Genomic DNA, 22,206 nt, shown 5'->3' with positions numbered 1-22,206 from the left:
GGCAAAAACGGTACCCTTTTAAGTACTTATTGCGCTGCAAAAATACACATTATTTAAGCTTGTTTTGTAACTGCCTGACATTCAGTTATCAACAATAGAATGTCGGCAAAGTTCGACCGCTATATGATCTCTTCACAGGAAATCCGTCGCAAGTTTTTGTTGTTCTTCTCCGAAAAAGAACACCATATCTTTCCTTCCGCACCCATGGTGATCAAGGACGATCCTACCCTCATGTTCACCAATGCGGGTATGAATCAGTTCAAAGACCTGATCTTGGGTAATGCGGAAATTCAGCATGCCCGCGTGGCCGATACGCAAAAATGTTTGCGCGTTTCGGGAAAGCACAACGACCTCGAAGAGGTGGGGCACGATACCTACCACCACACCATGTTCGAGATGCTCGGAAACTGGTCGTTCGGCGATTATTTTAAAAAGGAAGCGATCGCTTGGGCTTGGGAATTGCTTACTGACGTCTACGGACTCGACAAAGATCGCCTGTTCGTGACTGTGTTCGAAGGTGATGAAGGTGATGACCTCGGTATGGATCGCGAGGCTTTCCGCGAGTGGTCGAACATCGTTCCCGAAGACCGGATCCTGATGGGGAACAAAAAAGATAACTTCTGGGAGATGGGCGATCAAGGTCCTTGCGGCCCTTCTTCTGAAATACATATCGACCTGCGGTCCGATGAAGAACGCCGTGCTCAGTCCGGCACCGAGTTGGTCAATCAAGACCACCCGCTGGTCGTGGAGATCTGGAACCTCGTTTTCATGGAGTACAATCGACTGGCCGATGGGTCGCTGGTTCACCTTCCTAAAAAACACGTCGATACCGGAATGGGATTCGAACGTTTGTGCATGGCTTTACAAGGCGTAAAGTCGAATTACGACACCGATGTCTTCAAGCCCATCATCGACAAAATCGGAGCACTAACCGATCATACTTACGGCGAAAACGAAAAGGCTGACATCGCCATGCGCGTTGTCGCAGATCATGTCCGAGCTATCGCTTTCTCCATCGTCGATGGACAATTACCCGGTAACAACGGTGCGGGTTATGTAATTCGCCGAATTCTTCGCCGTGCATCGCGATACGGATTTACCTTCCTCAACCAAAAAGAACCGTTCATTTACAAACTCATCGAGGTGCTCGATGAACTCATGGGGTATTTCTTCGAGGGATTGCGTCAACAAAAAGACCTCATTGAGAAAGTAATACAAGAGGAAGAGGCTTCCTTCTTGCGTACCTTGGAACAAGGTCTTAAGCACCTCGATCAGTACCTTTCCGAAAGTAAGAGTAACGAACTAGCCGGGGACAAGGTCTTTGAGCTTTACGATACCTACGGGTTTCCAACGGACCTAACAGAACTCATTTTGCGCGAGTGCGGAATGGAGATGAACAGAGCCGAGTACGAACAGGAACTCAATCGTCAAAAAGAGCGATCACGCGCCGCAGCTGAAGTGACGACCGATGATTGGGTGGTGCTCACTCATGACGAAAAAGAGGAGTTCGTGGGCTACGATTACCTCGAGACGGATGTTCGGGTAACGCGCTACCGCAAGGTGAAAACTAAAAAAGCAGAACTCTTTCAGATCGCTTTCAACCTCACTCCATTCTATCCCGAAGGAGGGGGGCAAGTAGGAGATCGCGGTTACATTCAGTGCGACGACGATAAGATCGAGATCCTCGATACAAAGAAGGAGAACAACTTGATCGTACACATGACCACCGAGTTGCCGTGCTACACCGACCGCACGTACAAAGCTGTTGTCGATTCTTCAGTTCGAAGAAGAACGGAGAATAACCACTCGGCCACGCATTTGCTTCATAAGGCCTTGCGCGAGGTACTCGGCGATCACGTAGAACAGCGAGGAAGTTTGGTGCATCCGGATCATTTGCGGTTCGATTTCTCCCACTTCCAGAAGATGTCCGATGAGGAGATCAAACGCGTGGAAGATTGGGTGAACCTACGAGTCCGTCAAAATATTCAACTCGAAGAACACCGCTCAGTTCCAATGAGTACAGCTAAGGATATGGGCACCATGATGCTTTTCGGCGAAAAGTATGGAGATACCGTTCGGGTTATTCAGTTCGGCGAAAGCCTCGAGCTATGCGGAGGTACACATGTTCCGAGCACGGGGCAAATCGGGCATTTCAAGATCGTGAGCGAGTCAGCCATTGCGGCCGGAATCCGCCGTATTGAGGCTATTACGGCCGATAAGGCCGATGCTTATTTCCGCGAGCAGGAGGGACTTTTACAACAGGTAAAAGTATTGTTGAAGTCGCAAGATCCACTGAAGTCGATCGCTCAGCTGCGCGACGAAAACCACAAGATGCAGCGTCAGATCGAATCGCTATTGGCTGAGAAGGCGGGCGGACTCAAGGACGAACTGCTGAAAGACGCCATTGCCATCGACGGAGGTCGGTTGATCGTGGCTAAAGTTGACCTGGATCCCGGAAGTATCAAGAACTTGGCCTTTGAACTCAAGGCGGAAAACGATGACCTGGTGGTCGTAATAGCCACCGTCCATAATGGAAAGCCTAACCTCAACCTCTTGGTCTGCGAACCCTTAGTGAAATCCAAAGACTGGAATGCCGGAAAGATCATTCGCGATCTCGCACAAGAGATCAAAGGCGGCGGCGGCGGGCAGCCGTTCTTTGCCTCTGCGGGGGGTAAGGAAGCGGGCGGAATCGACCGAGCGCTGGAAAAAGCAAAAGAACTCTTTCAGGGTTGAGCCACAGGATCAACTCAGGCCCATCTGCGGTGCTAGCAGTTTCATAAGTGGTATAAGTGGGTTTCGGAGGAGCCGAAATCAGGCGCTTTGCATCAGGTTCGCCTATGGCGAATCGGGTTTCGGAGGAACCGAAATCAAGCGCTTTGCATCAGGTTCGCCTATGGCGAATCAGGTTTCGGCCAAGCCGAAATCAGTTTCTTCTGAAATGCCAATGGCATAAGCTTTAGCTCCTTGGTTCTGCATTCTGCTCAACTTCACTAACTAAAGCACTTGTCAACGTTCCAATTGGGACGAACGGTTAATTTTTGGGACGAACGGTTAATTTTTGGGACGAACGGGGCCTTTTTGATCTTTGCTAAAGCTAAAGCTAAAGCTAAGCCTACAGCTCATAGATTTTTCCGTCACCCTCCGGTATTTGCGCCTAGAGACACCGGTACGGCCCCGACTTTTTGCCCACCAATGACATAGGTGTAAGCTTCTTGAACTTCTTCAAGAGGATATTCTCTAGCGACCACACCCTTTAATGAGCCTTCGGAAATTAGGGCGATGAGTTTTTCGAGGTTTTCGGCCGGATTCGAAGGAGCAGGAAACTTTACCCGCTTCTTTTTCGTGAACAATCCGGCCAGTGTTAACCAGATATTCTCGGCCTTTGGGCCCAGTTCAGAACTGATGTAAACTGCACGGGGCTTCATGATTCGTTTGCAATACTTGAATCGACTTTTTCCGACCGAATCGAAGATGAAGTCGAACTGATCGTCGACTCTCGTGAAATCGTCCCGTGTGTAATCAATGACCTGCTCCGCCCCTAAGCACCGAACGAGCTCGAGGTGCTCGGTCCGCGAGTAGCTACAACGGTACACCCCATTTGCTTCAGGATCTGTATGGCCGAAGAGCCTATAGCTCCGGTTCCTCCATTTACCATAACCCGATCACCGGTTTTCATATTCACCTTATTGATGAAATTCAGCGTATAATATCCGCCTTCGGCACAGGCAATGATATCCTTGAACGAAACTTCGCTTGGTATTTTACGCAAACTGCTCTTTTCGGGCCATACCGAGTATTCGACCTGTGTCGGATGGCTATTGTCGTTTAAACCAACTACACGGTCGCCCACTTGGAATTGAGTCACCCCAGCGCCAATTTTATCGATGATGCCGCATACATCGGCCCCCGGAACCGGGTATTTCGGGCGAAAAAGGCCGGTAAAAAGCCGGAATAACCAGTAATTCCCCATCACGACTTCAGAATCCGCCCTGTTCACACTCGTGTAGACAACCTTAACCCGCACCTCATTGGCACTAGGTTCTGGAGTAGGTATTTCGCGCCATTCGAGCACTTCAGCCCCTCCGTATATTTCGCGATATGCGGCTTTCATTACCATAGTTCTTAGCGTTTAGTGTTGAGGTCTATGTTTTTGTAGCCATAAGCCGTAAGCTTTAGCTTTTCGATTGAAGCTATAAATCTAAATTTTGGTACTAATCAACCAACTAAGAATTAAGAACTCGAAGCCAGCCCCAGCTTTTCGCCTTCTTCCCAGAACAGTGGATAACTCTTAGCTACCACTTCCGGGTCTTCGATCTTGATCTCCTTGATTTGTGCCAAAGGTGCAAAGGCCATGGCCATTCGGTGATCGCCATAGGTCCGATGTACGATGTCCTCTTGCGGTTTGGCGAATGACCCCCACTTTAGCTGATCTTCACCGATCTCAACCGTAGCGCCCCATCTTTCCAGTTCGGCCTTCAGCGATTCGAGCCGGTTACTCTCTTTGAACCGCAAATGTCCAATGCCCTTAATGCGCCCCACCATCCGGAGTCCGACGGCAGTGGCAGCCATGGTCGGAACCAAGTCCGGCGCGTCACCCAAGTCGATGTCGAGCCGTTCGGGCAAGTTTCGATCGAGCAACGCAACATGCATGCCCACCTGTGTCGGTGTGGCCTGCAAGCCCCAACTCTTGTAAATTCCGAGGAGGCACTCATCGCCTTGGTGAGTGCCGGGGTACAGATCGCGCAAGGTCACACTACCGCGTCCGCGCAGCATCAAAGCACTCAGCCAAAATGCCGCACTGCTCCAATCGCCCTGCGGGCGGATGTGGAAGTCTTCGCTGTATTCACCCGGTTCGATCACGATCTTATGCTTTTCGCGCTGGATGGTAGCACCACATGCCTCCATAATTTCTTGTGTGAGGTCGATGTAGCTGCCCGATACCAACCGGCCCGACCATCGAATCTGTAGCCCTTCGTCCAAATATGGCGCGATCATCATCAGGGCACTGACGAACTGACTCGACTCGCGATTGCTCCAGTGCAGTGTACCACCCTTCAGATTTCCGGGCTGTATGAGTAGTGGTGGATATCCTTTATTGCCTACGTATTCAATGCGGGTGCCAAGGAGTCGTAGAGCATCAACCAATGCGCGAATGGGCCTTTTTCTCATTTGATCGTTTCCGTCGAGGCGGAACGTTCGGCCCGATCGCCGGGCTCGGAGCGCCAAATTTGCGGTCATGAATCGATACGCAGTACCCGCGCCGCCAACATTGATCTCGGCTCCAGTTTGCGTTAGCCCATCGTACATTCTATGCACGTCATCGGCTTGGTAAATTTTGGGCTCCGAAAGTGATTGTCCGCTAAGGGCTTTGATCAAGTAGTACCTGTTCCACCACGATTTTGAATCGGGCAGTCGAACCTCCTCGTTCTTCCAAAGGGACCATTGAAGGCGGATGGTGCTCAATTCAGTGCTTTTTTGGTTGTAACTCGGCTCGTTGAAGGTAGTAATTCAATCCTTCGTGTATGAGTTCGTCGGAACATGCTTCACCTACTTTGAATTCGCCAATTTTTGGGATCAGACAAAAGCGAATTTCGTCCGAAACGTTCTTCTTATCCTTGCGCATCCACTCGAGGACGGCGACTCCCTCATCTGCCCGCAAGGGCGCGCTCCCAAAAAGATCCAAAATAAATCCGGATATCTCGTCCAATTGGTCGTGCGGTAACCCGGCCATTCGGTAGCTGAGGTAACTTTCGATCACCATGCCCGCTGCCACCGCTTCGCCGTGTAGGAGAGGCATGCGCTCATCGTCGATCAAGAAATGACTCTCGAGCGCGTGTCCGACCGTATGCCCGAAATTCAGCGCGTGCCTGTTGCCGCGATCAAATGGATCGCGCTTTACGAATTCGTATTTGATGCGGATCGACTCGTAAATGAGCCCCTGTAGGTCGTCGGTATCGGCCAAGGAGGTTTCCGTGCAACGCCTCCAGTAATCGGCATCGGCGATGAGTCCGTGTTTAATCACTTCGGCGAAACCGGCGAGGTAATGCTGTTTACTGAGGGACTTGAGGAACTTCGGAAAAATGAGCACGGCCCCGGGCTGGGCAAATACGCCGACTTGGTTTTTGGCTCCTTCGAAATCGATCCCGACTTTTCCGCCTACCGAAGCATCGACCAGAGCCAACAGAGTAGTTGGCACGTGAATGAAATCGATTCCCCGTTTGAAGGTCGCTGCGGCAAACCCGCCCATGTCGGTAATGACCCCACCTCCGAGGTTGATCAGCAGTGAATGCCGATCGGCTCCACGTGTAAGGAGCTCGTACCAAATACTGCGACAAGTGTCGATATCCTTGTGCTCCTCACCCGAGGAGATCCGAATGGTCGATGCGTGCTCAACGGCATCGGCGAAATGCAGGAAAATGGGGAGACAAGCCTGTTCGGTATTCTCGTCGACCAGCACGAAAACGGAGCTGTAGTCACCGCTGCGGAGCGATTCGTTCAGCGCGCGAATGCCCTGTTCGCCGAAGTAAATGGGGTAGTCGTTGGTCTCGAGAAGTGATGGGGACATAGGGTCTCGGCTTAGAGGCGTTAAATATACAGGAGAATGCTTGAACAAGCTTATATTTGCCGTAATATCCCCGGTGGGATTAACGCAAAGTTGACTTCATTGGCCGAGAGAATACATTTTGATGATACTAGCGTTGCTTTCAGAGCCAAAAGCGACCGCGAATTGCGCAGGGCTTACTACCTGTTCAGCATGCTCAACTATCCGTGGCTCGTATCTATCGGAAAGGCCTTGACCAAGATCGGCCTGTTCTTGCATTTACCTATCAAGCCCATCATTAGAGCTACGGTCTTCGACCATTTTTGCGGAGGAGAAACCATGGAGGAGTGCGAGCGTACCTTGGCGCAACTGCGCGGACTGGGCGTGGAGGTGATTCTCGATTATTCGGTAGAAGGTAAGGTAACTAGCGATGTGCTTGATAATGCGCAGCACGTAGCACTCGAGATCATTGATCGGGCCGAAAGTGTACAGGGAATACCATTTACCGTTCTTAAACCGAGCGGGCTCATTCGTTTTGGCTTACTCGAAAAAATTCAATCGGGCGCACAGCTATCTTCAAAGGAAGAAGCCGAGTGGGAGCGGGCCAAAACGCGGGTCGATGAGGTTGCTGCGAAATCGGCCGAGAAAGGGTTTCCGCTGCTGATCGATGCCGAAGAAAGCTGGATTCAGAATCCTGTTGATGAATTGGTTCGCGACCTTATGGCCAAGTACAACAAGGATCGCGCTATCGTATACAATACACTTCAGATGTATCGGCACGATCGCCTCGATTACCTGAAGTACCTCTATGAAGACGGCGTAAAGAATGGTTTTCAAGTGGGCATCAAGATCGTCCGTGGGGCTTACATGGAAAAAGAAAGGGAACGCGCACGCGAAAAAGGCTATACCGATCCCATCCAAAAGACCAAGGACGATACCGACCGCGATTTCAATGAGGCCTTCCGCTTCATCTTGGAGCACATCGATCAAATGGCCATCGTTGCGGGAACCCATAACGAACTAAGCTCTCAACTAGGAGTCGATCTCATGGAAAAGTACGGCATAGCCAAGGACGACAAGCGCGTTTACTTTTCGCAGCTCTTTGGAATGAGCGATCACATCAGCTTCAACCTGGCCGACCGCGGTTTCAACGTGGTGAAATATTTTCCATTTGGTCCGGTGCGATACGTCATGCCCTATTTGTTTCGTCGCGCCGAAGAAAATACCTCAGTGGAAGGGCAGGCCGGACGCGAGCTTACGCTCCTGACAAAGGAGGTGATTCGCCGAAAAGCCGAGAAGGGAGTGCAGGTGCGCGCCTAGTCATTTTCTTACCTTAGTCCTTCAATAAACGATTTCACTATATGTTGAAGCGCCAACTTTTAGCGATCGAATTCGTCTTGTTTTCTGCGGCGATCTTCGCGCAGGATTTTAATACCCAACAACTTTCGAATTATCTCGACACGCTTAATGCCCACCAGCGCGCTTCGGGTGCTTTGGCCCTGCGGGCCGATGGGAAATTGCTGTTTTCCAAATCGATCGGAGTGCGCAATACCGATGAAAGCGGAAATGTAGCCCCCGACGATAAAACCGCCTTCCGTATCGGCTCCATCTCCAAGACCTTCACGGCCGTCATGATTATGCAGTTGGTCCAAAAAGGGGATGTGAGTTTGGACGATCCTTTAAGTAACTGGTACCCGTCCGTCCCCAACGCGGCGAACATCACGATCAAACAAATGCTCAATCATTCAAGTGGGATATATTCAATCACCTCCGATCCTGAATACCTCGAGTACATGGAAACGGCACAAACGCACGAACAAATGCTGCAACGCATTTACGAGTTCGAACCTGCGTTTGCACCGGGAACCAAGCATTCGTACAGCAATTCGAATTTCGTCCTTCTCGGATACATTCTCGAAAAGGAAACGGGCATATCTTATGCGCAACTCGTTGAGAAAAAGATCACCAAGCCGCTCAAGTTCAAGCGAACCTACTACGGTGGACCCATCGACCCGCAGGGTCAGAATGAAGCCCAAAGCTACGAATGGGATGGCCGCCGGTGGATCCCCTCGACCGAAACGGATATGAGTATTCCGCACGGGGCCGGAAGCATGGTGAGCACCGCCGAGGATCTAACGACCTTCATTACGGCGTTGTTTTCGGGGAAACTCATTGGTGATGATCAACTGAGTCAGATGACCACCGTGGAAGATGGATATGGATTGGGGATCTTTCCGATTGATGTGCACGGTAAAGAGGGATTCGGACACAATGGGGGAATCGACGACTTCGCCGCAGTGCTGGTTTATGTGCCGGAGGATGATTTGGCGATCGCCTTCACGGCTAATGTAGTCCGCTACGATATCGATGAAATGCGCGCTGTTGCGGCATCCGCATTTTACGGCGATATCCTCGAAATGCCGACGTTCGTGCAGGTAGACCTGAGCCCTGAGTACCTACATTCGCTCGAGGGGACCTACAAAAGCGAAACATTCCCATTACCGATAGAAGTCCGAACCAATGGCGCGCAGCTCACGGCTCAAGCCGAAGGACAGCCCGAATTGCCGTTGGAGCCTCAAGGAGACGACGTGTTCACTTTGGAGCGCGCGGGTATCGTAATGACCTTCTCAAAGGATGAGTCGGGCGAATTCTGCTGTTTTCACCTGGAACAAGGGCAGTTTGTGGCCGATTTTAAGAAAGAATGACCTACTGCGATCCCCATTCCCAAACGCGGTAAATGGGTAAGCTGTCGACGTAGTTTTGGAGGTTCCATTGAATGCTCATTTTCTCGGCGTACTCTTCGATGGTCGACATATCCATCTCTTCTCTAAGCTCGTTGAGGTTTTCGGGATCTTTCACCGGCGAAATGTAAGCTTGTCCATCGGGCCCATAGCCGATCCGGGAACCATAGGTTTGGTGGAGCCCTTGCCGAAGATTTACGCGATCCAAGAAGGTGGCCAGGTTCGATTTTCTCAGACCACCTTTTTCAGCTGCTTTTTTCATGACACTAACGTACTCGAGTTGAATCTCGAGCGGAGCGTGCTGCACAACGAGCCACTGCGCGTGTGCGCCTTTACCGCCGACCTGGTCGGGTGAAAGCCAACCGTACTTGCGCCAAATACCGAGCATGGTATCCAAGTTGGCCTCATCGATCCGCTCCATTTCTTCGCGGTAAATGTCTATCGCCTTCTCGAACGACATGCTGTCGGTGGCTCCCATGAGTTCGCGGCGCACTCCTTGATCGAGCTCGTAAACACCTTCCGGGAAAGTGACCGGTTCGGGCATGGTTTGCCCGGAAACCGCCCCTAGACCGCTACGCTGTCTCTTGCGATCGAGCGCTCCGCATGGACGAATGGCGGTAGTACACGGCTTAACATAAACAGTTCGGGCGGGGTCATGGGCGACGAAGTTCGTGGAGGCGAACTGCAAAACGAGGTCCATTCGCGGCTCGAAGGGAGTTCCACCGCCTACGGCCGGGATGCGCAACTAAGATCCATGCCCATTGTGCAATTCGGGTTCGAACTTCATTATGTCGTTGGAGATCGTTTTTGGGCCCTCTCGGGCCGATACGGGACCGATGTCGGTTCACTGAACACCTCGGCCGGTATAGGAGGTACCGCCTATGTTGGATTGGTGGATTCCCCCCTTGCGCCTCGAACCGCAGACCGTACCTACGTCAGAGCTAAGTTCGGGATCGACGCCACCGCAGTGCTTTACGATGCTACTTTGCCGGGAGCGCCTTTTGGATCGGACCCCGAAGCGCTCCATCGCGACCAAATGAATGTTGGAAGGTTGAATGGAATGGCCGGCGTAGAAGCCCAGTAGAGGGGGGTGATACTTAGCGTCGAATTCAACTGGTCGAGTCCCGATGTAAAAGAACTCGAGGCACATCACTACGCGGGTTTTCGAGTAGGGTATTTATTTTAGGCCCTTAATTCAATGGAATAAAAATGAAAAGCATCCGCTTCGTTGGCCTTTGTATGCTCGCTTGCCTATCGTGCCGCAAGGCATCCGAACCACCAAAAGATTTTGAACTGACTTACACCCCGGAGCGATCCTCGTTCAAGCTGTTGGCCACGAAGGCGGATTCGGTGCGCATTCATTATTACGCCGCCGATTTGGGTGGACCGGATACGGCGAATTGTATTCTGCAGGCTGGTGATGACAATACATGGTTCGGAAGTTTCGAGGGCGATTTGGCCGGAGCGTATTATGCGTTTTCGGTGTATCGAGAGGGGGCTTGGTCCCGCGCTGTACCCGATCCGTTTGCCGTTGCGGTCGGAACGAATGGCGTGCGGGCGCAGGTGATCGATCTAGATAGAACGGATCCGGCCGGTTGGGAGTCGGACACACCTCCCGCATTGGGCTCGCTGGGCGAATCGATCATGAACTGCTGCACGTGCGCGATGCTACTATCGATCCCGGTCCACGAGCACAGCATCCGGGAACCTTCAAGGGGTTGGCGGAGCCGCCCGTGGTATTGCCGCACATTGCGTCGCTCGGAGTTACTCATGTTCATTTGTTGCCCATTTTTGATTTTTACTCGGTGGACGAAACGCGCTTGAACGAGCCGCAATACAACCGGGGCTACGATCCGCTGAACTACAATGCTCCGGAGGGCAGCTACAGTACGGATCCGACCGATGGCGCGGTCCGAATTCGAGAGCTGAAGGAGTTGGTTCAAGCGATGCATCAACAAGGCCTTCGCGTGGTCATGGATGTGGTTTACAACCATACGCGACTAACGCAGGACAGTTATTTTGAGGTCTTGGCGCCGGGAACCTTTTATCGCATGAACTAGGACGGATCCTTTAGCAATGCGTTGGCATGTGGTAACGAGATCGCGTCCGAGCATCCGGCCGTGCGGCAGTTCATGATCGAGTCGCTGAAGTATTGGATGAACGAGTATCATATTGATGGCTTTCGATTCGACCTCATGGGCATTCACGATATAGAGACCATGAATGCGATCGCTTCTGAATTGCGGGGTCTGCGGCCCGATGTGTTGCTTTACGGTGAGCCGTGGAAAGCGGGGAGTTCACCCTTGCCGGACGGTCAGTTGGCGTTGAAGGACAATGCGGACCAATTTCCGGAAGTGGCCATATTTAGCGATGATGTTCGAGATGGCTTCAAAGGGTCGGTCTTCGACGAACACGATCGGGGTTGGGTTCAAGGCGATGACAAAGGTTTGCCAGGAGTTCGCTTGAACTTCGAAGGTTCGGGCCGATATCCGAACTTCATATCGTATGTGAGCTGCCACGATAATCACACCCTGTGGGATAAACTGAGAATTTCGTTACCCGAAGAATCGGATTCGTTACTGCGCAGGAGACATCAATTAGCTCTGGGCAGAGTACTACTTTCTGAAGGAATTCCCTTTTTACATGCCGGAACCGAGTTTTACCGCACTAAGTACGGAGTAGAGAACTCCTACGAATCTCCGGACAGTATTAATCGGCTCGATTGGTCTCGGCTCGAAACGTATCCGGAGGGTTCTGAATGGGTGCGAAGGTGCATATCGTTCCGCAAGGAACCAGGCATTGGAAAATACAGTAAGGAAGAACACTCAGAACGCTTTACCCGGCTCGATGGAACTTCGAATTCGTTCGTTGGATTCCGTTTCCAGGACCCTAAAAATGGACTGGTTTTATTGAATAGTTCGACCACGGCCGTCGCGTACCGATTTGATAATGAGAATTATACGGTGCCCGGAACGGCGGTAATGTTCGTACTTGAATAAAAAGCCCATCTTTTGAATAACCTAACCCTATGAATGCGAAAGTCTACCACCGGCTTTCGATCATGCTTTTAGTACTCCTTTTCGTTCCTGCCTACGACGGGGAACGGGAGTTTGAACGGAATGCCTATTACGAGTATGAGCTAGTGACGACCGAGCAAGGATTGTCGCAGGGCTTGGTCATGAATATACTCGAAGATCATCGAGGGTATATTTGGTTGGCCACACCGGGCGGACTCGACCGCTATGACGGTGTTGAATTCGATCACTTTTATCATAATCCGGCCGATTCTAACTCCTTGAGTTTGAATGAGGTTAACGCCATGTTCGAAGATCGTTTCGGGCGTTTGTGGTTGGGCATGATGGATGGAGAGATCAACGTGATCGATCGGGAACGTCAGAACGTTCATCGGATTCCTTCCGATACGCAATTGGTCGATAAGCGCTGGGGTGAGATCAAGACCTTTAGGGAAATGCCCTCCGGTGAGATCGTGTTTTTAGATCGGCTTGGTCGCATAGGTAAGATTTCGGTTGGTAGCGACTGGAGCGAGGTTGAAGCATTGGATTCCTGAGCGGCGAACAGGTATCCATCGATAGAGTTTGGAAGGCCGTATGGATCGGTCTACGATATAGAGGTAAGTGGAGATACGCTTTGGATAACCAGCGTCAATAAGCTTTTTTACAGCGTGGATTTTCTAGGTGATGCTCCTACGTTTACTGAAGTCGAGTTGTTTTTAGGTGAGGATCCGCCCACGAAGTGGAAATTTGATCACTTCCGTTGGATACTGAAGGAAGGAGATAAGCTGTATTTAACCTCTTTGAGGGGGGTCATGATCAAGTTCGATTTGCGAACCTGAAAAAGTAAGAGCATAGATTTTCGGAGGCACTTCCCCGGAGTGAGTATTTCATCTATGATTCGCGATGGAAACGGAATTCTGTGGATCAATTGTTTGGAGGGATTGTTTCTGTACGACGAGGAGGCGGATTCGGCACTGTTTCCAATGAGCAAGTTGAGGATAGGTTCCGATATCTCGGCGCAAAAGTTCGCTCGTCTCAAGGATGGTCAAATATTGATCGGCGGAAATGGCGAAGGGTTTTATATCTGCAGCCCGAGGGATACACCATTTGAATACTTTGCCAATGGGGGGCGACGAGCGGGCAGCGAGAACCTCGAGAACTACATTCCTATGCTACGGTTGGGGCCGTCCAATGAGATCGTATTTCTATTCAGGGATTTAATGAAGCTGAACGAGCGCACCTCCACTTTTGAGGACTTTGCGACCTTGGTGAAACCGTTCCGCGACGACAGCGACCGATACAGTGTGAAGGACTACTTCTCTGATCTTAAAGGAAGGGAATGGGTAGCTACTCAATCGGGGGTGATCCTCAAAGATGAACACGGACGCGTTCGATTTTTTGATAGGGGAAAAGAGACGGGATACGGAATTGATGGGGGAGTTAAACTCTTTCATGAGACTGCCGATGGACGCATCATTGCCTTTGCCTCGTCTTATGCTTTGTACTACGATGAGGTAAGTAGTGAATTTGAAGCGGTGCGGTTTTGCAAGGATTCTATCACTCGATGGATGAATTCGGCCACTTGTGTCTTCAAAGCTCGTGACGGTACCTTGTTCATGGGTAGCTTATTTGGCCTTCATCGCCTGTACCCCGATGGTACCTATGGCAAAAGCATGTCCCCGGATTATCAGATCACGGATATTCACGGTACCGACGAGGGCGGCTTATATATGACTATCCGGGGTAGCGGACTGCTGTATTATTTTCCGGAGAATGACCAAGTAATCTCTTATGGAGTAGAAGAGGGTCTAACCAATACTACGGTCTATTCCTTGGAAGAAGACCCGCTTGGCTACCTGTGGATGAGTACCAACAGAGGGCTCTTTAGATTTAACCCGACCAAGCAGGCTTTTTTGAATTATTCCTACGGAACGGGAATCCAAGGGAACGAGTTCAACACGCGGTCTTCCGTAAAACTGAAGAATAAATTGGCCTTTGGTGGAATGAAAGGTCTGACCGTTTTTGACCCAACGGATCTAGTTCTAAAACCTAAGGATATTCCCATTCAGTTAAAGGAGATTCAGTGTTTTAGCAACGGAAGGCCGGTTCCGAAATCTCGGCCTCCTTCACCCGGTAAATTCTGGGAGTTTAAATCCTCCGAAGCTCGTCAGTTGAGATTTGAGTTCTTGTGGCCTTACTACACAAGAACGAGCGAAACGAGGTACTTCTACAGTATATCCGATAAAGAAGATTGGATTCCTTTGGGGTCGAGCAACGTTGTCTCCCTATTAGAGCCTCCCGAAGGGAAGTACGAGCTTCGTATAAAAGCTATCGACTGGAAGGGCACCGAGAATGGTTCCATAATGAGTATTCCAGTGCATGTAAGGCCTCCATGGTTCAGGAGCCCAATGGCCTTTGCGGTTTATATCGTGATCATGATCATTTCAGGTGCCGGATTCATTCGGTTCCGAAACAGGAGAATTGCCCTGAGAAATTAGTTGCAATTCTAAAGAAACGAGGCCAAAAGGGTCAAAGAACTTGAAGCGGCAAAGATCCGATTCTTTTCGAACATTTCTCATGAATTCAAAACGCCCCTGACCTTACTCTTAGGTCCTATAAATGATCTGTCCAAGGATTCGACGGATGAGCGTGAAAGGTACTTGCTCAATATCGCACAACGCAATGGACGTGACCTGCTTCAGCTCGTGAGTCAGCTGCTCGATTTAAACAAGATCGAAGAGGGGATGCTTCAACCCGAGTTCATGCTTGGAGAGCTGTCGGGATTCGTGAATGGGGTATCGGAGCGTATGGAGACCTTGGCTCGCGAGAAAGAGATCACTCTTTCTGTAGAGGTGCCGGAGACTAGAACTGTTGGCTATGATGGACAAAAGGTCGAACGCATACTGGTGAATCTCCTGTCGAACGCAATAAAGTACGCACCTGAAAAGGGGCAGGTAAATGTAACCTTAGGTTATTCCGAGAATTCTTTTGAAATAAAAGTAGAGGATAATGGACCAGGTATAGATTCAGAGGACCACGAATCTGTGTTCAAGCCTTTTTATCAGGTTGGAAAACGCGATTCCTACAGAGCCGGCGGAACCGGAAGTGGGCTGGCCCTTTCAAAGGAATACGCCGACCTAATGGGCGGAGATCTTTGGATAGAGCACTCCTCACTTGGCGGTGCAAGTTTCGTTCTGACCATACCTTTCCACGAATCATCGGAACGAGAAGAAGAAGAATCGCATTTCGAAATAGAAATACCCACTATCGAGTCATGGGGTAAAAACGGAGTAGAAGAGCATGAAAACGAAGATCAGCCTTTGATCTTGATCGTGGAGGATAATGACGACCTCCGCAGTTACCTGAAGGTCTCCCTCATGACGGAATACCGGATCGCAGAGGCAGAGAATGGTCGGGAGGGATTTGCCAAGGCTTTGGAATTGATTCCGGACGTAGTCTTGACCGACATCATGATGCCTGAAGTAGACGGTATCGAGCTCTGTTCGATGGTGAAAGGTACAGATGAGACTTGTCACATTCCGGTAATTTTGTTCAGCGCATTGAGTGCCTTGGAGACCAAGTTGACCGGATTGCGAACAGGGGCAGACGATTATGTGGTTAAACCCTTTAGCAAACAGGAGCTTGTTCTTCGAATTGGGAATCTCCTCAAGCCAAAAGAGACCTTGCGCGATTCTTTCAGGAATGAGTACTTGAATCAAGAGTCGGATAATACTGAAGTGCCTACGGAGGATCCCTTCATTCTCAAAGCTCAGGAGGTACTTAGCGAAAACTTCAGTCGGGAAGATTTTGACGTATCCATGATGTTTGAAGTGCTTGGTGTAAGTCGTTCTAGTCTACATCGTAAGTTAAAGGCTGTGTCCGGACTGTCGGCAACCCAGTTCATTCGGACCTACCGCATGAAAAAGGCCATGGCACTCTTAAGGATCGGTTCATATTCAGTCAAGGAGGTTGGGTATGCTGTGGGCTTCAGCAGTGCCAATTATTTCACCCGCTGTTTTACAGAGCATTTTGGAGTGCCTCCATCTTCGGTTTCGGCATAAAAAAAGAAATCCCGGACTTAATGCCGGGACTCTTTTGGAGGACAACACGAATTCTACTCGTATACCATTAACGTGTGTTGTCAGCCATTACCTAAATGTTTTAATCTTCATACGATACGATTAGGTCTCGGATCATCCATTGATCCGTCACGGTATGTATCGCTACTTTATATCTTCCTGAGGAGAGTTCAGAGTCAGTAGCGAAACCGCTGTAATAGGTGTCTATCCAAACTCCATCTTCATTAAAAATGTGAACTTCATCGTCCGATTGGTTCATGATCCATTCTACGGCCTCTACTCGTGTGTGTAGTTCCACAGGCTCACCTTTGGTCATTTCAGCAGGCCATCCATTTACTTCGATACACGAAGTTTGATACGCTCGATCTCCCACAGTTACGATAGCTGAATAATAGCCATTCTTTAGAGGCAGGAAATTGTCAGAATCGGCGCCGGGGATCTCTTCGCGAGTATCGCAATTCACCCACTGAACGGTGGCTTCTTCTGCATGAACATGAATTTGTCGACTGTCTGTACAAACAGTGAACTCTGGAATGTCACTCGACTGCGCAAAAAGTGCGCTCGAGATCAAAATGATACTGAGGGTGAGGTAGGGTTTCATGACAATTAGGTTTGATGCTAATGTCCAGAGAATCAACCTAATCGAAGTTCAAAATTGTTCCAGAAAAGTATACTATTGTGCCACAATACACCTAAAACCACCCTAAGGCCTTGTTCGGCAGGGTTTTTCTCACTTTCAATGGCGATTCGTGAACGCTTTTCCCCGAAAGTACATGGTCGAACAATTCAAGATACCCTTCGGTCATTTTAAGGGCGTTGAAGTTCTCTTTGGCGTATTGGTGGATCTCTGATCTATCGAATTCAGAAGCTTTGGAAAGGGCCCCTGCCATACTTGCAGAGTCATTCGTCAGCGTACCTGCAAAAGAGGGGACCAATTCAGGAAGCGAGCCATATGGAGTAGCAAAAACCGGGCAGCCAAAATACATGGATTCGATGACCGCCAACCCCATGGGTTCAGGCCACAATACGGGAAATATCAGCCCCTTTGACCCGTTGATGAGCCTGTATTTTTCTTCCCCGCCAACCATGCCGTGAAACGAGATTCTTGGACTCCATGTGAACCGTATGCCCATATTGAAGTTGAAACGGACGCCACCCAATACCCGTAACCGTTCATCAGCCTGCTTTACCACATCAATAGCTCCGCGAACGTTTTTGATGCTCCAGGCCGCCTTCCCCAGGAAGTGAAAAAAGTCCCGGTCATTCTCCAGATCGGGAACGCCGTAATCGCGCCAATCCATCCCGTTGTACACGTAAACATCACCACCGTGACGCCAAGCATGGTCCTTTGAAATGAATACCGTATTGGGGTCTATGGCTTCGTCCTTACCCCAATTCCCGTGAATCGTAATCAAATAGGGCTTTTCAATGGTCGCCGCTGCAGCTTCGTTGTAATGAAAGTGAAGGACGTCAACATCCTCCGGAATTTGCTCCGCGATGGGCCGCTCTCGGTCTAAAATCCGCACCTCGGCGAATTCACAGCGTGATCCTTCACCGACCAAGTACGTTACCCGATGTCCCAGCTCTACGGAAAGCTTTCCCTGATACCAGATATCGCGCTGCGTTCCGCCATAATGGTACACGGGGATCTTAGCCGTATGAACGATCAGAATATGCATTTAAGGGCGATATACGATGCGGTTGATCTCTTTTGTGCCTGCGGCACGATGCACCACCAGCACGTACGTTCCGGCCGCGATCCCGGCATTCGACATCAAGATTCGATCCGTCCACTCTACGGTGATCAGCAGCTTTCCGCTTAAATCGAATACCTGGGCCATTTCAGCCACTTCATTCCATTGTACCACATCATCGGTCGGGTTCGGGAAAGCGGTGAACGTACTCTCCTCGGGCTCGTTGATCCCTATCGTGTTCTGGCCATTCCAATGGATCTGCTGTAGCAACCCCCACAGGTGCTCAGCCAGTTCGGGGTGGTCCACGAACGGATTGCGATTTCCCTGATACCCATAAACGACTTCGTTACGGTTCATTTCGAAATTGTCGACCGTATCGTTTCTGTGCCATTCGAGCAACGTGCTCATGCGGGCGTGAAGCGGTTGTGTTGACCCTTGAGGCTGCAATACATCGGTAAGTTCCAGGTCGGGGTCTCCGCCACCGCCTTCGTAGCGCACGGCCATATAAAAGATCATTCGCGCCACATCACCCTTTACAGCATCTCTAGGTTCAAAGGTCCAGTCGACATTGTCGTAATCGCTGCCCGTGTCGGTTCCTTCATCGATCACATCAACACAACTCGCACAATCGTCAAAATTTCTGTTTCCACGAACGCTGTTTACACTGATGTCGCACGGTCTTAAATGATGTGCATCGGTTCCAGCTCCCTGGCTCGTGCCGAAGTTGCCACGCGATTTAGTCCAAACATGCTCTCGATTCCAGCCCGCTCCATTATTGTACTCCTGATCCGCATCTACGGATCGGCCCGAATACAATAGAATGACGTTATCGGAATTGTTGGGATCGCGATCGGTGTCCTTCAGAATGTCCCAGGTGTCGGTTCCCGAACTCGTATATGGGAAGGGGTTGTGATTATCGATGATGTCGTGCAACGCCGTTTTTAGCGAGTCGTCGCGCAATCCAAGGGCGTTTTGATAGTAGTTTCCCTGTGCCCATACCGAACACGAGGGAACCATGATTAAACGCGTAATGATGTGTCGCATGAAACAAAAGTAGCGCAATAAATACGCATTTCAGAACAGGTTCACGAATCTCATGATCGGATAGAGTATCCGAAGCAACCGCGCGTTCGATTTGATCTCCGGATACACTTCCTTTTCGATCCGTTCTTCATAAACGCCGAGGGATTCTTTTGAAAGGTCGCCTTGCGCAAATGCATCGATGAGCGTCTCGACTGCGATGATGCCGCTTAGCATGGCCTTATCGATCCCGTGACCGAGCAAAGGATCCATCAGCTCCGCAGCATCTCCGATAATGAGCGCTCCATCGCTCGTCAAGGGCCAGCTGAATGATGGGAAAGGAAGTTTATGCCCTCTTATTTTGCCCAATGCTTTGGCCTCGTTAAAATGCTTGGCGATATGTGGGTCGCCATGAAGGATGTCTTCGAACATCTTGGATACCGACACTTTCTTTTTGCTGAGGAGCCCGTAGCCTACGTTGAACTGATTCTGTCCAAGAGGGAATATCCAAAAGTATCCGGGAATTTTCTGTCGATAGGGTACGAAGAGGTGGTTTTGGTCCTCTGAGATGTCAACACCTTCGAAATACTGACTAACGGCAACACCGTAATTCCCTGTGACTACCCGACGACCCAAAACTTGTTCTCGAAGATTGGCATTGGCACCTACAGCAATGATCACCGATTCCGCTTGTATCACCTCCTTTCCCGATTGGTCATTTAGAACAAAATGTCCATTAAACCTCTCGATATCCGTGATCCGAATACCCCGATACACCCGAGTGTTCGTATGTGTGATAACCGATTCAAAAAGGTAATTGTCGAAATGAAGTCGCGGACTATTCACCGCGGGGAGTACCCACGATTTGGTCAGAACCTTGCGCCCTTTGGCGTAAACCGCTGATGAGCTGAGCACCTGTTTGTCATCAATTCCGGAGAAGACCCCTTCGCTTCCCGGCACGAGTTGATTGACATATCGAAATGTTCGTCCAGGAAGCGCGTCGCCGCAGGTTTTATCGCGCGGAAAATGGGCACGATCTATAAGTGCTACAGATAGGTTGGAATCGCGAAAGGCCAGGGCAGCAGCGCATCCGGCCGGACCCGCGCCGATGATGGCTACGTTTACGATTTCCCTAATTTTTTAAGAAAGCGTGTGTGCTGAATCAAGGCCATGGCGAAATTCGGCTGAGAGTAATACGGGAGTCCGTACTCCTTGGCTGTTTCGCGAACGATCTTCGAGATCTTTTTATAATGAACATGGCAGATGTTCGGGAATAAGTGATGCTCGATCTGGAAATTGAGCCCACCTACGAACCAGCTGAAGAATCTGCTGCGAGGAGCAAAATTCGTTGTGGTCAATAGTTGGTGAATGGCCCAGTTGTTCTCCATAGTTCCCTTTTCGCTTGGGACCGGAAATTCTGTATCCGGCATTACGTGAGCGGGCTGGAATATCGCACTCAGTATACTTCCTGCGATCAAATGCATGATCACAAAACCGATCAAAACCCAGTACCAAGCTCCGGGAACCACGATGATCGGAATGGCCATGATGTACACGTAGTAAATCACCTTCCAAGTGATCATTCTCGACATCAGGTTTCCGAATTTTTGTGGCACATCTGCTAGATTTTGATGCTTGAAACCAACGAGCTGTACAAAGTCCTTGGCGGTCATCCAATACAGGGTCATGAGCGAGTAAAAGAACCAAGCGTACAAGAACTGAAAGCGATGGAACCAAAAACGGCGATCGTGCGGAGTAAAGCGCAATACCGGTACCGATTTGATATCCTGGTCCATGCCATGAACGTTCGTATAGCTGTGGTGCAATACGTTGTGCTGCAATTTCCAGTTCGTCTCAAATCCTCCAAGCACGTTGATCGTATGTCCGAGAACGTTATTGATCGCGGCATTCCTTGAGTAAGCTCCGTGATTTGCATCGTGCATCACGCTGAGACCAATTCCGGCCATGCCGAGCCCCATGAACGACCAAAGGATGAGCTGCTCCCACCAAAGATCAGCAGCCCCGAAAACGAGCAAGAAATAAGGGACAGCGTACAACAGGATCATGAAAATGGTCTTGAACACCATTTGTCCGTTCGCATATCGACTTATGTTATTCTCCTTGAAATAGATATTTACGCGTTCGCGGAGTGTTTTAATGAACTCGGCATCTTGCGTTCGTGGGAAAGTGACTTTCTTGAACTTCATAGAATATATTAAGGCACTGCAATTTAATCATTTCAACGCCAATTGAGGCATTCTTTATTTTATATAATCGGGGTCTAGCTGATGTCGTAAGATGTCCTCAAAGGTCTCGCGGTCCCTGATAAGTAAAGCTTCTCCTTTGTGTAACAACACTTCGGCAGGTCTGTTTCTGCTGTTGTAATTCGAAGACATGGTGAAGCAACAGGCCCCGGCATTGTGCATCACTAGAATATCGTCTTGTTGGACTTCGGCCAGTCGCCGATCGACTCCAAAGGTGTCCGATTCGCAGATATAACCGACTACGGTGTATACCTTTTCGGGGCCACCGGGTCTGCTCAAATTCTCGATGTGGTGGTAAGCATCGTAGAACATGGGGCGAATGAGGTGATTAAAGCCCGAATCGACTCCGACGAACACGCAACTGGTCGTTTGTTTGATAACGTTGGCATGAACCAGGAAGTATCCGGCATCGCTCACTAAAAATTTGCCCGGTTCAAATTTTAACGTGTATTCTTTTCCTTGTCGGGCACAGAATTGATTGAAGGATTCGGAAAATCGTTCGCCAAAAGCTTCAATATCAGTATCGAGTCCGCCCGGCCGGTAGGCGACCTTGAACCCCGACCCAAAGTCGATGAACTTGACCGAGTCGAACCTTTCGACCACGGAAAAGAGAATCTCCGCTGCTCTTATGAAAACATCGGCATCCAAGATATCTGATCCCGTGTGTACGTGAATGCCTTCTACGTCGATGTTCAGGCTTTTTACCAAGCGTTCTACATGTGGTATCTGATGAATGCTGATTCCGAATTTCGAGTCTATGTGTCCGACCGAGATCTTCTGATTGCCCTTTCCTGTACCGAGATATTCGTGCCCGATTTAGCCGAGAGTAGGATTCAGCTCTCTGCTCCGGAGG

The 22,206-nt window shown here is 50.0% G+C and carries 22 protein-coding genes; 10 read left to right on the top strand and 12 right to left on the bottom strand.

Translation table 11 applies throughout. The features are described from left to right. The first annotated feature begins 126 nt into the window (after positions 1-126). Positions 127-2,733: an alanine--tRNA ligase gene (alaS, locus tag J4F31_03315; protein ID MCE2495599.1), complete on the top strand. Its 2,607-nt coding sequence runs from the start codon at positions 127-129 to the stop codon at positions 2,731-2,733. Positions 2,734-3,134: 401 nt separating this feature from the next. Here alaS and J4F31_03310 read toward each other — a convergent pair whose 3' ends face one another. The 4 genes from J4F31_03310 to aroB all read right to left on the bottom strand — a co-directional run bounded on the left by J4F31_03310 (position 3,135) and on the right by aroB (position 6,565). Next, a complete protein-coding gene (locus J4F31_03310) occupies positions 3,135-3,593 on the bottom strand; it encodes a zinc-binding dehydrogenase (protein ID MCE2495598.1) in 459 nt (152 codons plus the stop codon). Further along, complete coding sequence (locus J4F31_03305; GenBank protein ID MCE2495597.1) at positions 3,539-4,111, bottom strand: alcohol dehydrogenase catalytic domain-containing protein; 573 nt, start codon at positions 4,109-4,111, stop codon at positions 3,539-3,541. Before J4F31_03305 ends, J4F31_03310 begins: the two co-directional genes overlap by 55 nt. 119 nt (positions 4,112-4,230) lie before the next feature. After that, positions 4,231-5,463 (bottom strand): hypothetical protein, encoded by a 1,233-nt coding sequence (locus tag J4F31_03300; protein MCE2495596.1) that lies wholly within the window; start codon positions 5,461-5,463, stop codon positions 4,231-4,233. Position 5,464: 1 nt separating this feature from the next. Beyond that, on the bottom strand, positions 5,465-6,565 hold the full coding sequence (aroB, locus tag J4F31_03295) for a 3-dehydroquinate synthase (protein ID MCE2495595.1): 1,101 nt from the start codon (positions 6,563-6,565) through the stop codon (positions 5,465-5,467). A 36-nt stretch (positions 6,566-6,601) separates the two neighbouring features. Between aroB and J4F31_03290 the strand changes: the two genes are divergently transcribed. Both J4F31_03290 and J4F31_03285 read left to right on the top strand, forming a co-directional pair. Next, entirely contained in the window at positions 6,602-7,861 is a 1,260-nt protein-coding gene (locus J4F31_03290; GenBank protein ID MCE2495594.1) for a proline dehydrogenase family protein, read from the top strand. 41 nt (positions 7,862-7,902) lie between these two features. After that, positions 7,903-9,246, top strand: a complete 1,344-nt coding sequence (locus J4F31_03285; GenBank protein ID MCE2495593.1) for a beta-lactamase family protein — start codon at positions 7,903-7,905, stop codon at positions 9,244-9,246. Between the two features lies 1 nt (position 9,247). Here the strand turns inward: J4F31_03285 and J4F31_03280 are convergent, their stop codons facing one another. Further along, the gene (locus tag J4F31_03280; GenBank protein ID MCE2495592.1) at positions 9,248-9,826 is read right to left on the bottom strand and encodes a hypothetical protein; all 579 of its coding nucleotides are present in this window, start codon (positions 9,824-9,826) and stop codon (positions 9,248-9,250) included. Between the two features lie 111 nt (positions 9,827-9,937). Here J4F31_03280 and J4F31_03275 point away from each other — a divergent pair, with 111 nt between their 5' ends. Next, the gene (locus tag J4F31_03275; GenBank protein ID MCE2495591.1) at positions 9,938-10,366 is read left to right on the top strand and encodes a DUF2219 family protein; all 429 of its coding nucleotides are present in this window, start codon (positions 9,938-9,940) and stop codon (positions 10,364-10,366) included. Positions 10,367-10,751: 385 nt separating this feature from the next. Here J4F31_03275 and J4F31_03270 read toward each other — a convergent pair whose 3' ends face one another. Further along, positions 10,752-10,940, bottom strand: a complete 189-nt coding sequence (locus J4F31_03270; protein ID MCE2495590.1) for a hypothetical protein — start codon at positions 10,938-10,940, stop codon at positions 10,752-10,754. Here J4F31_03270 and J4F31_03265 point away from each other — a divergent pair, their 5' ends adjacent. From J4F31_03265 to J4F31_03240, 6 genes are all read left to right on the top strand, one after another. Continuing rightward, complete coding sequence (locus J4F31_03265) at positions 10,941-11,342, top strand: hypothetical protein (GenBank protein ID MCE2495589.1); 402 nt, start codon at positions 10,941-10,943, stop codon at positions 11,340-11,342. It begins immediately after the preceding gene. 21 nt (positions 11,343-11,363) lie between these two features. After that, complete coding sequence (locus J4F31_03260; GenBank protein MCE2495588.1) at positions 11,364-12,281, top strand: hypothetical protein; 918 nt, start codon at positions 11,364-11,366, stop codon at positions 12,279-12,281. A gap of 29 nt (positions 12,282-12,310) precedes the next feature. Beyond that, the gene (locus J4F31_03255) at positions 12,311-12,850 is read left to right on the top strand and encodes a hypothetical protein (GenBank protein MCE2495587.1); all 540 of its coding nucleotides are present in this window, start codon (positions 12,311-12,313) and stop codon (positions 12,848-12,850) included. Between the two features lie 114 nt (positions 12,851-12,964). Then, positions 12,965-13,135, top strand: coding sequence for a hypothetical protein (locus J4F31_03250; protein ID MCE2495586.1), 171 nt, complete (start codon positions 12,965-12,967; stop codon positions 13,133-13,135). A gap of 54 nt (positions 13,136-13,189) precedes the next feature. Continuing rightward, positions 13,190-14,794 (top strand): hypothetical protein, encoded by a 1,605-nt coding sequence (locus tag J4F31_03245; GenBank protein MCE2495585.1) that lies wholly within the window; start codon positions 13,190-13,192, stop codon positions 14,792-14,794. Between the two features lie 162 nt (positions 14,795-14,956). After that, positions 14,957-16,357, top strand: coding sequence for a response regulator (locus J4F31_03240; protein ID MCE2495584.1), 1,401 nt, complete (start codon positions 14,957-14,959; stop codon positions 16,355-16,357). Positions 16,358-16,457: 100 nt separating this feature from the next. Here the strand turns inward: J4F31_03240 and J4F31_03235 are convergent, their stop codons facing one another. The 6 genes from J4F31_03235 to J4F31_03210 form a co-directional block, all read right to left on the bottom strand. Next, a complete protein-coding gene (locus J4F31_03235; GenBank protein ID MCE2495583.1) occupies positions 16,458-16,976 on the bottom strand; it encodes a hypothetical protein in 519 nt (172 codons plus the stop codon). Between the two features lie 91 nt (positions 16,977-17,067). Beyond that, positions 17,068-18,054: a glycosyltransferase gene (locus J4F31_03230; protein ID MCE2495582.1), complete on the bottom strand. Its 987-nt coding sequence runs from the start codon at positions 18,052-18,054 to the stop codon at positions 17,068-17,070. Next, positions 18,055-19,113: an endonuclease gene (locus J4F31_03225; GenBank protein ID MCE2495581.1), complete on the bottom strand. Its 1,059-nt coding sequence runs from the start codon at positions 19,111-19,113 to the stop codon at positions 18,055-18,057. A gap of 30 nt (positions 19,114-19,143) precedes the next feature. Then, a complete protein-coding gene (locus J4F31_03220) occupies positions 19,144-20,226 on the bottom strand; it encodes an NAD(P)/FAD-dependent oxidoreductase (protein ID MCE2495580.1) in 1,083 nt (360 codons plus the stop codon). After that, positions 20,211-21,296, bottom strand: coding sequence for an acyl-CoA desaturase (locus tag J4F31_03215; protein ID MCE2495579.1), 1,086 nt, complete (start codon positions 21,294-21,296; stop codon positions 20,211-20,213). Before J4F31_03215 ends, J4F31_03220 begins: the two co-directional genes overlap by 16 nt. A gap of 54 nt (positions 21,297-21,350) precedes the next feature. Then, entirely contained in the window at positions 21,351-22,169 is an 819-nt protein-coding gene (locus J4F31_03210; GenBank protein MCE2495578.1) for a hypothetical protein, read from the bottom strand. Positions 22,170-22,206 lie beyond the last annotated feature (37 nt).

The organism is Flavobacteriales bacterium (assembly GCA_021296215.1).
Lineage (GTDB): Bacteria > Bacteroidota > Bacteroidia > Flavobacteriales > ECT2AJA-044 > ECT2AJA-044.
The sequence above is the reverse complement of the archived record's forward strand: the minus strand, read 5'-3'. Positions and strand labels throughout refer to the sequence as shown.

What these genes read in the sequence shown, in the direction of transcription:
- J4F31_03305 (MCE2495597.1), bottom strand. Translation starts at nt 4,111, where the DNA reads ATGAAAGCCGCATATCGCGAAATATACGGAGGGGCTGAAGTGCTCGAA.
- aroB (MCE2495595.1), bottom strand. Translation starts at nt 6,565, where the DNA reads ATGTCCCCATCACTTCTCGAGACCAACGACTACCCCATTTACTTCGGC.
- J4F31_03290 (MCE2495594.1), top strand. Translation starts at nt 6,602, where the DNA reads ATGCTTGAACAAGCTTATATTTGCCGTAATATCCCCGGTGGGATTAAC.
- J4F31_03285 (MCE2495593.1), top strand. Translation starts at nt 7,903, where the DNA reads ATGTTGAAGCGCCAACTTTTAGCGATCGAATTCGTCTTGTTTTCTGCG.
- J4F31_03280 (MCE2495592.1), bottom strand. Translation starts at nt 9,826, where the DNA reads ATGCCCGAACCGGTCACTTTCCCGGAAGGTGTTTACGAGCTCGATCAA.
- J4F31_03275 (MCE2495591.1), top strand. Translation starts at nt 9,938, where the DNA reads ATGGGCGACGAAGTTCGTGGAGGCGAACTGCAAAACGAGGTCCATTCG.
- J4F31_03255 (MCE2495587.1), top strand. Translation starts at nt 12,311, where the DNA reads ATGAATGCGAAAGTCTACCACCGGCTTTCGATCATGCTTTTAGTACTC.
- J4F31_03245 (MCE2495585.1), top strand. Translation starts at nt 13,190, where the DNA reads ATGATTCGCGATGGAAACGGAATTCTGTGGATCAATTGTTTGGAGGGA.
- J4F31_03235 (MCE2495583.1), bottom strand. Translation starts at nt 16,976, where the DNA reads ATGAAACCCTACCTCACCCTCAGTATCATTTTGATCTCGAGCGCACTT.
- J4F31_03230 (MCE2495582.1), bottom strand. Translation starts at nt 18,054, where the DNA reads ATGCATATTCTGATCGTTCATACGGCTAAGATCCCCGTGTACCATTAT.
- J4F31_03225 (MCE2495581.1), bottom strand. Translation starts at nt 19,113, where the DNA reads ATGCGACACATCATTACGCGTTTAATCATGGTTCCCTCGTGTTCGGTA.
- J4F31_03215 (MCE2495579.1), bottom strand. Translation starts at nt 21,296, where the DNA reads ATGAAGTTCAAGAAAGTCACTTTCCCACGAACGCAAGATGCCGAGTTC.